The sequence below is a fragment of the Ruegeria sp. BHSB064 genome, assembly GCF_059613205.1.
The window spans coordinates 58,074-72,706 of the sequence record NZ_JBXWSB010000008.1; the positions used below are offsets into that span (position 1 = coordinate 58,074).

The window sequence follows — 14,633 nt, forward strand, 5'->3', positions numbered from 1 at the left end:
CAGGTCCGCCCTTTCAGTTTGATAGGCGCAGTTCGGCCACAAAATCGTAGGCATCGCCGCGATAGATGGAACGGGTGAGTTCGGCCACGCGTCCGCTTTCCAGATATGACGTACGCTGTATGCGCAATCCTGCCGTCCCTTCAGCAACGTCCAGCAACCGTGCTTCGGTTGCCTCAAGATTGATGGCCGAGATCTTCTGGATCGCGCGAACCGGGCGATGGCCTGACTGCTCAAGCACGGCATAAAGCGAACCCGTCACCTCGGTCGGGTTGGGCAGGATATCCAACGGCAGCGCCGCGCGTTCTAAGGCCATCGGGCGTCCTCCGGCGGCACGCAGACGGTGGATCCGGGCAACCTGATCATTGGCCGACAGGCCCAACGCCAGCATTTCATCGGGTGCCGGTAGGAAAACCCCTCGCTCCAGCCACGTCGAGGTCGTTTCAAAACCACGCCGCTCCATATCCTCGGTGAAGGAGGTCAGATGTGACAGAGATTGTTCAACCCGCGCAACAGGTTCCCGCACAAAAGACCCTGAGCCTTGCCGCTGCTCTATCGTCCCTTTGCGCACCAACTCCTGAATGGCCTTGCGCACTGTCACGCGCGACAGGTCCGTCAGTTCCGCGATCTCACGTTCGGGCGGCAGAGAGCTGTTTGGCGGCAGGATACCTTCCTCGATACCCTGTTCCAGCCGCTGACGTAGTTGTACATAACGCGGTCCAGCAGATTGGCCCAGCCAACCTTCGGGCTTTAGGAAATCAACAACGCTCATGTTCGACCTCCTCTTTGAACGCATGTGCCAAAGCAATTGCCCCTGAAAGCGGATCGCCAGATGGCTGCGTTAAAACCTGCTGCATGTCTTTTGGCAAAAAGTCGGCATAGTGCGGACCTATTCCGCCAGTCAGGCAAATAGGAACACCAGAGATCCAACCCATCTTTTTGAGCCTGCCTGCCAAATAGTCGGCACCCGCCTGCAGGATCGACATCGCAAGTGTGTCCCCTTGCCCTGCAAACTGTGTGACGACAGGTGCCAAGGTTCCAAATAACGTAGGAGACATCGTCGACGCGGCTTTGACGATACCAGACGCACCTTCGAAACGGCGCAGCAAGTGTTCGGACATTTCAGACGACGCTATCACACCGTCGGCGCATTCCAGTACCTCGGACAACGCCCGTTTTCCGACCCACTGAGCCGAAGCCTGATCACCCAGGACCGGCCCCCATCCTCCGGCAAATCTTGGCTTTCCGTCCTTTTGCACGGCCAGAAAAGACCCGGTGCCACAATGCGCAACAAACCCGTCGCGTGCTCCCAACGCCCCGCGAAGGGCAGACGGGCGATCGTCTTCTATGCGCACATGCGTAAAGGGCAGGGCCGCAGCCAGACGATCAGCAACCGCGGGCCCTGTGACACCTGCCAACCCCAGATACGCCGGCACTTTGGCAAGTTCAGCGACGTCAATGCCAGCTTGCTGACCCAACGCAGCCAATCCTTGCGAAAGCTCCGTGACGGACGCATCGAAATCGGTCGATACGTTCGCCGACCCAACCTCAACCCGCCAGCTTCGGGCACGGTCCGACAAAGCGAGGCGGCACCGCGTACCTCCACCGTCAATTGCCAAAACCAGATTATCCATGCAGCGAGTCATGAAGAGACCTTTATAATACCTTTGAAGAATTTAGAAGGCCAAAATACAACCTAATGCGAGTTAAATCGCGTTATTGAGGAAAATAAACAAAATGGTAGACTAATGGTATCTAAAAGGTATGATGCCGAGAGACCGGGGGAGAATCACTTGAACACACCTGTGACAGAACAGTTGCACCCAAATGCAATCGGGCTCGACACGCGCCCGCTGTCAGATGTCGCTGCCCTTCTGGCGCAGTCGCAAGCCATGGCCGCGTCTGCGCCGCTGGATGCGGTGGGCCCAATCTGTGATGGCGCGCAAGCCATGGCCGCTACGATCCGGGCGAAAGGCGTTCTGCGCTATTTGGCGGCAGGTTCCTCTGGCCTCATGGCTGCAGCGGATGCTCTGGAACTTGGCGGCACTTTTTCCATCCCGGCAAATCAGGTCCACATTCACATGGCAGGCGGATTGCCTTCCAGCGCAGAGATGCCCGGAGATGTTGAAGACATCTCAAGCACCCTTACAGACGAGCTTGCCGAACTTTCCGCCCGGGACACTCTGATCGCAGTTTCTGCCAGCGGAACAACACCGTACACCATCGCGGCCGCTCGTATTGCCCGCGACAAAGGTGCCCAGGTCATTGGCATCGCCAACAATGCTGACTCCGACCTCTTGCAGCTATCGGACCATGCAGTCCTGCTGGAGACCCCGCCGGAACTTGTATCCGGCTCGACCCGCATGGGCGCAGGGACCGCGCAGAAAATTGCATTGAATATGCTATCCACACTGATGGCTGTCGAGTTGGGCCATATTCAGGACGGAATGATGATCAACCTACGCGCCGACAACGACAAGTTACGTGCCCGCGCCAACGGGATCGTGTGTCAGCTGACGGGCGTTGATCCTGAACAAGCGGCGTCGGCGCTGAACATCACGGGTGGCGACCTCAAATGTGCGGCGCTCGTCGCCGCAGGTGTCGGATCTGATGAAGCTGCGCAAGCGCTTCTGGATGAAACAAATGGCCAACTCCGACCTGCAATGAACCGATTGAAACGAAACAACGAAAACACAAACCTGGGAGAAGCAAAATGAAACGCAAAGTTCTAAGCCTGGCTCTGATGAGCACAGCGCTGGTCACAGGCGCCTATGCACAAGAGGCTACGCTGACAATCGAAAGCTGGCGCAATGATGACCTGGCCCTCTGGCAGGAAAAGATCATTCCCGCCTTCGAAGCAGAGCACCCGGACATCAAAGTCATCTTCTCACCCTCTGCGCCTGCCGAGTACAACGCAGTTCTGAACTCGAAACTTGAGGCCGGATCGGCCGGTGACCTGATCACCTGTCGCCCGTTTGACGCTTCGCTGGCGCTGTACGAAAGCGGGCATCTCACCGACCTGTCCGACCTTGCGGCCATGGGCAACTTCTCGGATGTTGCGAAATCCGCATGGCAGACCGATGACGCATCCGCCAGTTTCTGTGTGCCTATGGCGTCGGTGATCCACGGCTTCATCTACAACAAGGACGCCTTCAACGAGCTGGGCCTTGAAGTCCCCACAACAGAGGCCGAGTTCTTTGCCGCTTTGGACAAGATCAAGGAAGACGGCACATATATCCCGATGGCGATGGGCACCAACGACCAGTGGGAAGCTGCCACGATGGGCTATAACAATATCGGCCCGAACTACTGGAAAGGCGAAGAAGGCCGCCTGGCGCTGATAAAAGGCGAGCAGAAACTGACCGACCCGCAATGGGTTGCGCCTTATGCGACACTGGCTAAATGGGCGGACTATTTGGGTGACGGATACGAAGCGCAAACCTATCCCGACAGTCAGAACCTGTTTACCCTCGGTCGCGCAGCAATCTACCCGGCGGGCAGCTGGGAAATCGCTGGTTTCAATACGCAGGCTGATTTCGAAATGGGCGCCTTCAAACCTCCGGTCCAGAATGCAGGCGACACATGCTATATCTCTGACCACACAGACATTGGCATCGGCCTGAACGCGGCCAGTGAAAACCAAGAGGCCGCTAAAACTTTCCTGTCCTGGGTCGCCAGCCCGGAATTCGCCAGCATCTTTGGCAACGCGGTTCCCGGGTTCTTCCCCCTGTCCAACACTCCGGTCGAGCTGGAAGACCCGCTGGCCAAGGAAATCGTCGGCTGGCGGGATGAGTGTGAAAGCACAATCCGTTCGACCTATCAGATCCTGTCGCGTGGCACGCCGAACCTGGAAAACGAAACCTGGGGTGCATCTGTTGCTGCCATTAAAGGCACGGAAAGCCCCGAGGCGTTGGGCCAGCAGTTGCAAGACGGTTTGGCCAGTTGGTACGCACCGCATCAGTAAAGCCTGAGCGCTAACCATCACCGGACGCGGGGTTTCGCGTCCGGACCTTTTCCCGGAGACCGTCATGCAGACCCGCCGCATCCGCTGGCACATCGCTGTTTTCCTTGCCCCTGCGGTTCTGGTCTACACGGCGGTGATGATCTTCCCTTTGTTCAACACCCTCCGCCTCGCACTGTTCAGCGAGGTCGATCAGGCGCGCGTATATGTGGGCTTGGAAAACTTCCGCACCCTGTTTTTCGACCCTCTCTGGTCAGAACAGTTCTGGAATGCACTGGGCAACAACTTCTGGTTCTTCCTGATCCACATGCTGGTACAGAACCCCATCGGCATCGCCTTGGCGGCAATATTGTCACATCCCCGCTTGCGGTTCGCTGCACTGTATCGGTCAGCGATTTTCATCCCCACGATCCTAAGCTTTGTGATCGTTGGCTTCGCCTGGAAACTGATCCTGTCACCCCTTTGGGGTATCGCGCCTTCGATGCTGGACGCCATTGGCCTGAAGTCACTGTTTGCGCCGTGGCTGGGTAAAGAAGAATACGCTCTGACAACGCTGGCGCTGGTGTCAGTCTGGCAATTCGTCGGCATCCCGATGATGTTGATCTATGCTGCCCTCCTGTCGATCCCGGAAGAAATCCTTGAGGCCGGAGAGATTGACGGGATCACCGGAGCTTCCGCGTTCTGGAAAATCAAACTGCCTCTCATATTGCCGTCCATCGGCATCATCTCGATCCTGACATTTGTGGGCAACTTCAACGCCTTCGACCTGATTTACGTGTCGCAAGGCGCGCTGGCTGGGCCGGATTTCTCAACCGATATCCTTGGTACATTCATGTACCGCACCTTCTTCGGCTTCCAGCTGCAACTGGGGGATCCGCATATGGGATCCGCTATCGCAGGGGCCATGTTCGCGATCATCCTCGTGGGGGTCTGCATCTACCTCTTCGGCATCCAGACCCGGATGCGCCGGTACCAGTTGTGAGGGCATGGCCATGAACAAAGCACGCCAAAACCCGCTGAACACCGCCGCAATGCACGGGGCGCTGATCCTCTACACGCTGATCGCCCTGTTCCCGGTCTTCGTCATCATCATCAACAGTTTCAAAACCCGCCGCGCCATCTTCCGCGAACCGCTTGCCCTGCCCGACGCTGAAAGTTTTTCGCTGATCGGGTACCAGACGGTGATGAAACAAGGGGATTTCTTCCTGTACTTCCAGAATTCGATGATCGTTACTGTGGTGTCGCTGGCCTTCATCCTGCTGTTTGGTGCCATGGCGGCCTTTGCGCTCAGCGAATATCGGTTCAAGGGCAACCTGCTGATGGGCCTTTATCTGGCGCTTGGGATCATGATCCCGATCCGCATCGGGACCGTCGCTATCCTCGAGATGATGGTGGCCACGGGTCTGGTGAACACGCTTTGGGCCTTGATCCTTGTCTACACGGCGCAAGGTTTGCCGTTGGCGGTGTTTATCCTGTCCGAGTTCATGCGACAGGTTTCGGACGACCTGAAGGATGCGGGACGGGTCGATGGGTTGTCGGAATACACGATCTTCTTCCGTCTTGTCCTGCCGCTTGTGCGCCCAGCTATGGCAACAGTGGCCGTGTTCAACATGATCCCGATCTGGAACGACCTCTGGTTCCCGCTGATCCTCGCCCCCGCTGAAGAGACCAAGACCCTGACGCTGGGCAGTCAGGTCTTCATCGGCCAGTTCGTCACCGATTGGAACGCAGTTCTGTCGGCCCTGTCGATGGCGATCCTGCCCGTACTGGTGCTCTATGTCATCTTCTCGCGGCAACTGATCCGCGGCATTACTTCAGGAGCTGTCAAATGACCCGAGTTCTGATTGCTGGCCTTGGCAATATGGGCCTGAGCCATGCGCTGGCTCATCACCACCATCCGGACGCGCAAATCGTGGGGCTGGTGAACAGGTCCGGTCATGTGGATCATCCCGAGTTGGGCCAATATCCCGCTTATTCGGACTTCCATTCTGCGCTGGTCGAAACAAATCCGGATTTGGTGGTTGTCGCCACCTATTCAGACAGCCACGCCGATTTTGCCTGCGCCGCGATGGAGGCGGGCGCGCATGTCTTCGTTGAAAAACCGCTGGCCACCACCGTGGCCGATGCCAAACGTGTTGTCGAAAAGGCCACCCAAACCAACCGCAAGCTGGTGGTTGGATATATCCTGCGACATCACCCGTCGTGGATGCGCCTGATTTCCGAGGCGCGCGACCTTGGCGGGCCCTATGTGTTTCGCCTGAACCTCAATCAACAAAGCAGCGGGGCCGAGTGGGAAACGCATAAGGCGCTGATGCAGACCACCTCTCCCATCGTCGATTGCGGCGTTCATTACGTCGATGTGATGTGCCAGATCACCGACTCGGACCCGGTGCGCGTACATGGAATGGGCCTACGCCTGAGCGATGAGATCGCTGAAGATATGTACAACTACGGTCAGTTTCAGGTGGCCTTCGAAGACGGCTCGGTCGGTTGGTACGAAGCTGGCTGGGGGCCGATGATGTCTGAGACAGCCTTTTTCGTGAAAGACATCGTGTCGCCCAACGGCTCGGTTTCGATCACCGATGGCAACAAAGGCGCATCCTCAGATATCGACGGCCACACCAAGGTCGGCGGCATTCTGGTCCACCGCCCCGAGGGGGACAGGCAGATCGACATGCCGGATGAACCCGGCCATCAAGAGCTTTGCGACGCAGAGCAAAGCTTTATGCTGCGCACCATTACTGAAGACTTCGACCTGACCCGCCACATGAATGACGCCGTGCAATCGCTGGCCATCTGTCTGGCAGCAGACGAAAGCATCCGTAGTGGCCAACCCATTTCGCTGAAAGAGGCACGCACATGACCGCCCTGACGCTTACGAACGTGAACAAGTCCTTTGGCACTGTTGAGGTGCTCAAAGACATCAACATCGAAGTGGAAGACGGTGAGTTTGTCGTCTTTGTCGGCCCCTCGGGTTGTGGAAAGTCCACCCTTCTGCGCGTGATCGCGGGGCTTGAGGATGTCACATCGGGTGAAGTGCGCATAGGCGGCGAGGTGATGAACCTAACGCCGCCTTCAAAGCGCGGTATCGCGATGGTGTTCCAGAGCTACGCGCTTTACCCCCATCTGAACGTGCGCAAGAACATGTCGCTGGCACTGAAACAGGAAGGTCAGAGCAAACAGGTCATCGAGGAACGTGTCGCCAAGGCCAGCAAGATGCTGAACCTTGAACCTTACATCGACCGCTACCCATCTGAATTGTCCGGCGGCCAGCGTCAGCGCGTTGCCATCGGCCGCGCCATCGTACGCGAACCCAAATTGTTTTTGTTTGACGAACCCTTATCGAATCTGGACGCGGCCCTGCGCATGAACACGCGACTGGAGATCGCAAACCTGCACCAGCAGCTGGACGCTTCGATGATTTATGTCACCCATGACCAGACCGAAGCGATGACGTTGGCGGACAAGATCGTCGTGCTGCGCGATGGGCGTGTGGAACAGGTTGGCAGCCCGATGGAGTTGTACAACAATCCTGCCAATCAGTTTGTCGCCGGTTTCCTTGGCGCCCCATCGATGAATTTCTTCCCCGCCAGCTTGGTTGGAGAAAGTACAGACATCACAATGGGCGTCCGTCCCGAAGACCTCTATTTGACGGATGAAAGCCCTTTGAGCGCACAGGTGACCCATGTGGAGCATCTGGGCGGGGACACAAACGTGATCGCAATGATGCAAGGCCATCAGGTTACGGCCCGGCTTTTCGGACAACACGAGGTTGCAACCGGTCAAGAGATACATATTGGTTTCACACCGGATCGCAGTTATCGCTTCGATACACAGGGCGCTCGGCTCGCCTAAGCCCCTGTTGAACTTCGCCGTCCCGGTCAGCCAAATGATCTGTGCGTCACGATCCGGCAAAGCGATCCGGTGAAAAGGCCCCTATGTCGACATGAAGGCGCCGCCCGGCCATATCAGCCGCTACCAATCGGGCAGTGGTGGCCGCTAATGTCAGCCCAAGCTGACCATGACCCGTGGCGAAATGAACGTTGTCCAAACGGTGACTGCGCCCAATGATCGGTCGGGTGTCAGGGGTGAAGGGGCGATACCCAATGCGACGTTCGGCTGCTTCTGTTTTTAATCCGGGCAATACACGATGCGCCCGCCGGACAAGCACATCAGCGCGGTTCCAGTTCGGCGCTGCATCTAAACTTGCGAACTCAATCGTTCCTGCGACAGCCAAGGCCCCATCGTATGGTGTGACGCCGAACCCTCCTTTTGGATAAAAAATCGTGTGCTTCAGTTCCAGACCCGGATCAGACAAAGCCGTTGAGTATCCGGCCACACCTTCCAACCGGATCGGAACGCCCAAATCTCGCGCCAGCCCCTTGGATCGAGCGCCAGCAGCCAGAACAACGCGTCCTGTCGGCATCACCGTACCATCGGTCAGCCTGACCGAGCGTACCTCTCGACGCTCTCGGTTAAAGCCCACAGCCCCTACCCGTTTGACGGTGCCGCCCCGCCTTAGGAACGTTTGATGCAGAACTTCAACCAAACGTTTGGGATCCGTCACATAGCTCCAGTCGCGCAACAGCGCAGCATACTTGAAGTCGGGCGCTATGGCAGGCTCAAGTTCATGAGCTTCATGGCCCGAAATCTCATCAATAGTGCAGCCAAGTTCGCGCGCAAGATCAAAGGCAGCGCCCATAGTCGCCTTGTCAGCGTCATTGTCAAACAGCTTGATTATAGGGCGCTCAACCAGCAATTCTGGGTGGCCAATGTCTTCCAACTGGGCTTTGAAATCCGCAGTGGCCGAGAATGTCAGCCGCGCAAGGTCCGCTGCGATGGCGCGCATCTTTGTCGGGCGGGCGTTCGCTGTGAACCGCGTGAACCACGGCAGCAATTTCAACGCTGAACTTGGGCGCAACGACAAGGGCGCTTCGCTGTCCAGCAACCACCCAGGCACTTTCAGCATCATTCCGGGTTGCGACAAAGGAACAATTTCACCTACGGCAATACAGCCGCATGACGCCCAACTGGCCCCTTCACCGACGGTTTTGGGCTCTAGAACGGTGACCTGATGCCCCTCAGCCTGCAGCGCCAGCGCGCAGGAAATGCCAACAATGCCGCCGCCGACAACTGCAACCTCTTCCATCTAAAACGGCCTATTGCAATTCATGCAGTTGCGACAGCAATTCGGTGCTGACAACAACGCCCTGTTCCTGAGCGGTGGCGCGGTTTTTCAACCGTCCGTCACCCGGAACGCGGGCCGTGCCGTTTCCTTCGATTTCCGCACAGATACGCTTGACGTAATCATCAAAACCCGGGTTTCCAAAGCGCGCAGGATCAATAGCAATCAGCGTGGCCCCACCTTTGATGTTCAAAGCGCCATGCTCCAACCGCTCGGCATTGTCGACCGATAGGGTGCCACCGGCCAACGCCGCGCCCAAGACTTCGATCAGAAAGGCAATCGCGGCCCCTTTGTGCTCGCCAAAGGGCAGCAGGCTTCGGGATTCCAGAATGGCATTTGGATCGGCAGTAGGCTGACCGTCCGGGGCCAACCCCGCCGGGCGCGGTAAATCATGCCCCTCTGCCGCCGCCATACGAATATCCATCAGCGCAACCATCGAGGATGCCTGATCCCAAACTACCGGCTCAGCCCCTTCGCGCGGGCAGGCGAAAGACATCGGATTGGTCCCGAAAACCGGACGCACACCACCCTGCGGCACCACCATTGACAAAGAGTTCACCACTCCCAGCGCCACCAACCCCGCCTCGGCCAGTGGCTCGGTGTCAAAGCGCAACGCAGCAAGGTGGTGGCAATTGGCACATGTGAAAGAGGCAATGCCGTTTTCACGTGCCATTGCAATCAGTTCATCGCGCGCCATGCCCGCTGCGAGTTGATAATACCCGTTGTCGCCATCCCCACGCAAAACGCCAGGTGCGATACGCTCGACCTTGGGGGTTGCCGCCGGATTGGCATATCCCGAGGTAAAGCTCTGAACATAAACCGGCAACATACGCAGCCCGTGACTGCGGGGGCCGTCTCGTTCTGATCGGGTGACGATATCCGCCAGCACTGCGCTTCCGTGTGCATCCATTCCCGCCGCCACAAGGACCGATTTGGCCAGTTCCCTAACCTCTGCGAGTGAGAGCGTTTTCGTCGAGATTTCCGTCATCAGGGTTATCCTGTCCTTGTAAGGCGCAACGGGGCGCGACAGCGCCCACGTCAGGGTTAACTGCTGTATTCCCGGCGCTTCTTGGCAACAAACTCGTCCAGCGCACCGCGTTGATCGTCAGGCATCGGAGGCTGCACATAGTTGTCCAGCATCCGCCGCGCGGCTTCATTGCCGACAACCTCAGCCGTTTTCGATCCTTCTGCCTCCCACTGTTCAAAACTATCGTTGTTTTGCAAGTGGTTCATATGCATCGGGTTTTCGCGCGTGTGGTCCGTACCCAGGAAATGCCCTCCGGGGCCAATCCGGGCGATGTCGTCCAGCAACGGGTCCAGATCTTCGTCCTGAAGCCCGCTGAAAAAGCGGTGGAAATTCTCAAGCTGCAACGTGTCCTGCACCCATTTCGAGTAGCTGACCCCCAACGCCCCTTCCAGAAAACCGGCCGAGTGCACGATGTAATTCGCACCGCCAAGCAGCACGGGCCACATCGTGTTGGCCGTGTCAAAACCGGCCTGCATGTCGGGCGATTTTGACCCGGTCCACATGGTACAGGTCCTCCAGGGCACCTGATAGAACCGCGCCATCTGACCCACCAAAAGGTTCATCAGACCCGGTTCCGGCGATCCCATCATCGGCGCGCCTGTTTTCATCGACACGCCCATGATTGCCACACCCAGAACCATCGGCGCGCCGCGTCGGATGATCTGGCTGTAAGCCATGCCCGCTAAGGATTCCGCAATCAGCAATGCCACACCACCCTGCGGGCTGGCCGGCGTTGAAGCCCCCGCCAAAACGAAAGGCGAAAGCAGGCAGGGCTGGTTGGCCGCAGCATAAACGCGCAAGCTTTCCAGCATGGTCTCATCCCAGACCAGCGGCGTGTTGCAGTTCAGCAGCGCAGCCATCACCACGTTCTTGTCCACAAACTCTTCACCAAACACGATCCGGGTCATGTCCACCGAGTCGCGCGCCGCCTGTTCTGACAAAACCGAACCCTTGATCGGCTTGTCGGTCAGCGTTAGCGCTGCATGGACAAGCTCAAGGTGGCGCTGCGGAACCGGTACGTCCTGTGGTTCAACTGGCAAAATGCCCGGAACCATCATCGACTGGCTCATCTGGCTCATCTTGAAGAAGTTCTGCGCGTCCTCCAGCTGCGAAGGGCGGCGCACGCCGTCCAGATCATAGACAAACGGTGCGCCATAGGCGTTCGCGAAGACCGAGTGCTCGTTACCCACACGCAAAGACCGCTCTGGGTTGCGGGCCGCATAAGCCCATTCCGACGGCACCGACGAAATCAGATCCATCAGCATGTCGCGACCGATACGAACGCGTTCGCCCTGAACGTCCGCGCCGTACTTTTTCCAGTCAGCCAACGCCACCGGATCGCGAAACTCAATGCCGGTGGTTTCCAAAATGGTCATCGCAGCGTTGTGGATACGCTCGACCCCCTCAGGGCCCAGCAGGTCAATCGGTCCGACTTTACGGTTCAGGGTCGGCAGATAGACCGGAGGTGGGTTGGTGCGGGCCTGAACGCGTGCCGCGCGTCCACCACCACGGGTGGACCGTCCTCTTGCTTGTGCCATATCAGCTCTCCTTCTCAGGCCCGGGCGCGCGCGCTGGTTGGGTCAACAGCGCAAACGTCGATCACCTCGGCATCGCGCATTTCATTGTGAACCATCACCTGCATTGTCGTACCCAGTGCGGTCATGTCCTGTGGCACAAGGGCCATCGCGATGTCGTGGTTGCAGTAGTAGGAAAATCCACCCGAGGTGACACGCCCGATCAGCTTGCCATCGGCGTACACACCTTCGTCAAACATCACCGAGGTATCGCAGAAAGGAAGTTTCAGCGTTACCAGCGTGTTGTAACCGCCTTCTGCCTTTTGCTTTTGCAGCGCAGCCTTTCCGATAAACTCCCGCTCGACCACTTCGCCATTGACCTTTTCGGTCATGGCAACAAAGCGACCCAGATCAGCTTCGTAAGGTGTCATGTCCTTGCAAATCTCGCGGTTGATCGCGCGATAGGATTTCTCAAGCCGCATGGATTCCAGCGCTTCCAGACCAAAGGGCTTCACTCCCGCCTTCAAAAGCAGATCGACCAGATGGCGGTTATATCCGACCGGGTGGTGCAATTCCCAACCCAGCTCACCGGTATACGAGACGCGCAGCAGATGAACGCCCTTGGCATAGCCCACTTCACCCATCTGCGCCGACAGCCATGGGAAGGCTTCGTTCGACAGGTCATTATCCGTCAGGGGTTGCAGAATTTCGCGTGCTTTTGGACCGGCCAAAGCAATCACGCCCAGCTGTTCCGAGATATCCTCCATCACGACCGAGCCATCCTTGGGCAGCAGGCGCTGCAACTGATCCCAGTTGTATGCCCGCCAGTTCGGGGTCGAGATCAGATAGAAGTCATCATCGGCATACCGAACGATGGTGTATTCCGCGTCCATGCCACCCTTGTCGTTCAACATCAGCGATAGGGTCATGCGGCCAATCTTCGGCAACTTGTTGGCCATCAGGCTGTTCAGCCATTTTGCGGCACCGGGGCCGCGCACGGTGAACTTGGTCATCGGCGACATTTCGATGAACCCGGCCTCTTCGCGGGTCGTGCGCACTTCGGCCTGTACCAGTTCCATATGGTTGGTGCGGCGGAAGCTGTGTTCGGGGATCGCCTCTTCGGGGGATTTGGCGAACCAGCGGGGGAACTCGTATCCGTTGAAGCTGGTCCAGACCGCGCCATGCGCGGTTAGCAGATCATACGACCCCATGGTTTTCATCGGGCGCGCGTCCGGGAAGTCCTCTCCCGGAATATGCGCGTCCATGTGCGTGCCCCAGGTCTCGCGCACCTTGTCCATGGTCCAGCGCTTCGAGGCGTAGTCGGAAAAACGACGTGGGTCGAGTTCAGACATGTCCATGCCCGGATCACCGTTCACGATCCATTTCGCGAGACGATTGCCAACGGTGCCACCCCACAAAATACCACCGGGCATCCCTTCGGCCAGCCACAGATTTTCATGCCCCGGCGCGGGGCCCGCCAATGGCAACTCGTCCGGGGTCATCTGGAACGGGCCGCGTGTGTTGGCCTTGATACCAACCTCGCCCAATGTCGGCACACGCTCGATGGCGCGCTCCCATTGGGTTTCCACCGCGTCGAAATCCTCAGGCAGCAAGTCGGCCCCAAAATCAGGCGGTACACGGTCTTCGGCAAACAGCTTGAGGTCTTTGGTGAATTCATAGGGACCAAACTGAATCCCGCCCACATCTTCACGCAGATATGCGCCATAATCCTCATCCCGCAGGATCGGGAATTCCGGCAGTCCCTGTGCACGGCGCTCTTTCAGAAGCGGCACAGTCTCGGTCGTCCAGTACTGGTGCACAATTGGGATACAGGGCAGATCCAGCCCCACCCGACGCGCGTTTTCGCGTGCGTAGTTGCCGGTGGCAAAGATCAGATGCTTACAGGTGATCTCACCCTTGTCGGTGGTCACTTTCCAAAGCCCGTTCTCCAGCTTTTCATAAGATTGTGCTTCGGTGTTTTGGTAAACCTTCGCCCCTGCATCACGCGCCAGCTTCGCCATTGCCATGGTGATGTCCGCCGGGTTCACATAACCGTCTTCGGTATGCAGAATACCCCCCCGGATATGTTCGGACTGGTTCAACAGCGGGTGAACCTCGGCAACCTCTTCCGGAGTCAGCAGCTTGCACGGCACGCCGGCGGCTTCGGCAATCGAGATGTAAGACTGGAACTCGTCCCAGCGCTTTTCGGTGTTTGCAACGCGCAGCTGGCCGACTTTCCGCAACCCAACCGAGCTGCCCATCTTTTCCTCGACTTCGGTATAGATGCGGATGGTCTCCATCGTCATCTTCGACACGTTGTGAGAGCGTACAAAAGTCACCAGCAGACCTGCCGCGTGCCAGGTCGAGCCCGAGGTTAACGTCGTCCGTTCCAGCATCACGGCATCTGTGCACCCATGTTCGGTCAGGCCATACAGGATCGAGGCTCCGACACAGCCGCCCCCCACAACAACAACTTCGGCATGTGACTGCATTTGAATTCTCCTCTTCCACTACGCTGAAACCCCGACCAACGTCGTTCCGCAAGACGGATACTTGGTGTGTCAGGGATTCTGCGCAGCACATGCTGCTTTACACAATTCTTTGCGCTCACGGACCAAGACCGCAATCGCAAAAAAATTCACTCTGGGCAAATTCAGCTAATGCGAATACGCCTAGGATAACTTAAATACCCCGAAACCTCATAATACAGGTCAAACCACCTTGCCCTATGGTCCCTACGATTTCCCACCGCTCAGCTCGCTGATCAGCTTCGAAGCCGCCGCCCGCCATGTCAGCTTCAAACAGGCCGCCAGTGAACTGAACGTTACCCCGGCCGCCATCAGCCATCAGGTCAAAGCGCTTGAGGTCGAGCTCAATTGCGCGTTGTTCCAGCGCCATCACCGAGGTGTGGAACTCACAGAAAGCGGTGCTTATTTGCTGGTTGCTTTG

The 14,633-nt window shown here is 57.7% G+C and carries 13 protein-coding genes; 7 read left to right on the forward strand and 6 right to left on the reverse strand.

Going from position 1 to position 14,633, the window contains the following annotated elements:
- Positions 1-13: 13 nt before the first annotated feature.
- Both AC2FNU_RS03395 and AC2FNU_RS03400 read right to left on the reverse strand, forming a co-directional pair.
- Complete coding sequence (locus tag AC2FNU_RS03395) at positions 14-769, reverse strand: GntR family transcriptional regulator (protein ID WP_496784753.1); 756 nt, start codon at positions 767-769, stop codon at positions 14-16.
- On the reverse strand, positions 756-1,643 hold the full coding sequence (locus tag AC2FNU_RS03400) for a glucosamine kinase nucleotide-binding domain-containing protein (RefSeq protein WP_496784755.1): 888 nt from the start codon (positions 1,641-1,643) through the stop codon (positions 756-758). The genes AC2FNU_RS03395 and AC2FNU_RS03400 overlap by 14 nt, the downstream gene beginning before the upstream one ends.
- A gap of 147 nt (positions 1,644-1,790) precedes the next feature.
- Between AC2FNU_RS03400 and AC2FNU_RS03405 the strand changes: the two genes are divergently transcribed.
- From AC2FNU_RS03405 to AC2FNU_RS03430, 6 genes are all read left to right on the forward strand, one after another.
- Positions 1,791-2,714 carry an N-acetylmuramic acid 6-phosphate etherase gene (locus tag AC2FNU_RS03405; protein WP_496784757.1) on the forward strand — a complete coding sequence of 308 codons (924 nt, stop codon included), beginning with the start codon at positions 1,791-1,793 and terminating at the stop codon, positions 2,712-2,714.
- Positions 2,711-3,961 (forward strand): ABC transporter substrate-binding protein, encoded by a 1,251-nt coding sequence (locus AC2FNU_RS03410; protein WP_496784759.1) that lies wholly within the window; start codon positions 2,711-2,713, stop codon positions 3,959-3,961. Before AC2FNU_RS03405 ends, AC2FNU_RS03410 begins: the two co-directional genes overlap by 4 nt.
- Before the next feature lie 64 nt (positions 3,962-4,025).
- Positions 4,026-4,940 carry a carbohydrate ABC transporter permease gene (locus tag AC2FNU_RS03415; protein ID WP_496784760.1) on the forward strand — a complete coding sequence of 305 codons (915 nt, stop codon included), beginning with the start codon at positions 4,026-4,028 and terminating at the stop codon, positions 4,938-4,940.
- A gap of 10 nt (positions 4,941-4,950) precedes the next feature.
- The gene (locus tag AC2FNU_RS03420) at positions 4,951-5,790 is read left to right on the forward strand and encodes a carbohydrate ABC transporter permease (protein WP_171187418.1); all 840 of its coding nucleotides are present in this window, start codon (positions 4,951-4,953) and stop codon (positions 5,788-5,790) included.
- Positions 5,787-6,821: a Gfo/Idh/MocA family protein gene (locus AC2FNU_RS03425; RefSeq protein WP_496784762.1), complete on the forward strand. Its 1,035-nt coding sequence runs from the start codon at positions 5,787-5,789 to the stop codon at positions 6,819-6,821. Before AC2FNU_RS03420 ends, AC2FNU_RS03425 begins: the two co-directional genes overlap by 4 nt.
- Positions 6,818-7,813, forward strand: coding sequence for an ABC transporter ATP-binding protein (locus AC2FNU_RS03430; protein WP_496784764.1), 996 nt, complete (start codon positions 6,818-6,820; stop codon positions 7,811-7,813). The genes AC2FNU_RS03425 and AC2FNU_RS03430 overlap by 4 nt, the downstream gene beginning before the upstream one ends.
- A 46-nt stretch (positions 7,814-7,859) precedes the next feature.
- On the opposite strand, the gene AC2FNU_RS03435 is transcribed toward AC2FNU_RS03430, so the two are convergent.
- The 4 genes from AC2FNU_RS03435 to AC2FNU_RS03450 are packed head-to-tail and all read right to left on the reverse strand — an operon-like array spanning position 7,860 to position 14,176.
- Positions 7,860-9,107 (reverse strand): NAD(P)/FAD-dependent oxidoreductase, encoded by a 1,248-nt coding sequence (locus AC2FNU_RS03435; protein WP_496784766.1) that lies wholly within the window; start codon positions 9,105-9,107, stop codon positions 7,860-7,862.
- 10 nt (positions 9,108-9,117) lie between these two features.
- Positions 9,118-10,131, reverse strand: coding sequence for an Ldh family oxidoreductase (locus AC2FNU_RS03440; RefSeq protein WP_496784768.1), 1,014 nt, complete (start codon positions 10,129-10,131; stop codon positions 9,118-9,120).
- 56 nt (positions 10,132-10,187) lie between these two features.
- Positions 10,188-11,708 (reverse strand): trimethylamine methyltransferase family protein, encoded by a 1,521-nt coding sequence (locus AC2FNU_RS03445; protein ID WP_496784770.1) that lies wholly within the window; start codon positions 11,706-11,708, stop codon positions 10,188-10,190.
- Positions 11,709-11,722: 14 nt separating this feature from the next.
- Positions 11,723-14,176 (reverse strand): GcvT family protein, encoded by a 2,454-nt coding sequence (locus AC2FNU_RS03450; RefSeq protein WP_496784772.1) that lies wholly within the window; start codon positions 14,174-14,176, stop codon positions 11,723-11,725.
- Between the two features lie 229 nt (positions 14,177-14,405).
- Between AC2FNU_RS03450 and AC2FNU_RS03455 the strand changes: the two genes are divergently transcribed.
- On the forward strand, positions 14,406-14,633 hold a 228-nt coding region (locus tag AC2FNU_RS03455; RefSeq protein ID WP_496784774.1), incomplete at its 3' end, for a LysR family transcriptional regulator.

What these genes read in the sequence shown, in the direction of transcription:
- AC2FNU_RS03410 (WP_496784759.1), top strand. Translation starts at nt 2,711, where the DNA reads ATGAAACGCAAAGTTCTAAGCCTGGCTCTGATGAGCACAGCGCTGGTC.
- AC2FNU_RS03420 (WP_171187418.1), top strand. Translation starts at nt 4,951, where the DNA reads ATGAACAAAGCACGCCAAAACCCGCTGAACACCGCCGCAATGCACGGG.
- AC2FNU_RS03400 (WP_496784755.1), bottom strand. Translation starts at nt 1,643, where the DNA reads ATGACTCGCTGCATGGATAATCTGGTTTTGGCAATTGACGGTGGAGGT.
- AC2FNU_RS03450 (WP_496784772.1), bottom strand. Translation starts at nt 14,176, where the DNA reads ATGCAGTCACATGCCGAAGTTGTTGTTGTGGGGGGCGGCTGTGTCGGA.
- AC2FNU_RS03415 (WP_496784760.1), top strand. Translation starts at nt 4,026, where the DNA reads ATGCAGACCCGCCGCATCCGCTGGCACATCGCTGTTTTCCTTGCCCCT.
- AC2FNU_RS03435 (WP_496784766.1), bottom strand. Translation starts at nt 9,107, where the DNA reads ATGGAAGAGGTTGCAGTTGTCGGCGGCGGCATTGTTGGCATTTCCTGC.
- AC2FNU_RS03430 (WP_496784764.1), top strand. Translation starts at nt 6,818, where the DNA reads ATGACCGCCCTGACGCTTACGAACGTGAACAAGTCCTTTGGCACTGTT.
- AC2FNU_RS03425 (WP_496784762.1), top strand. Translation starts at nt 5,787, where the DNA reads ATGACCCGAGTTCTGATTGCTGGCCTTGGCAATATGGGCCTGAGCCAT.
- AC2FNU_RS03395 (WP_496784753.1), bottom strand. Translation starts at nt 769, where the DNA reads ATGAGCGTTGTTGATTTCCTAAAGCCCGAAGGTTGGCTGGGCCAATCT.
- AC2FNU_RS03445 (WP_496784770.1), bottom strand. Translation starts at nt 11,708, where the DNA reads ATGGCACAAGCAAGAGGACGGTCCACCCGTGGTGGTGGACGCGCGGCA.
- AC2FNU_RS03440 (WP_496784768.1), bottom strand. Translation starts at nt 10,131, where the DNA reads ATGACGGAAATCTCGACGAAAACGCTCTCACTCGCAGAGGTTAGGGAA.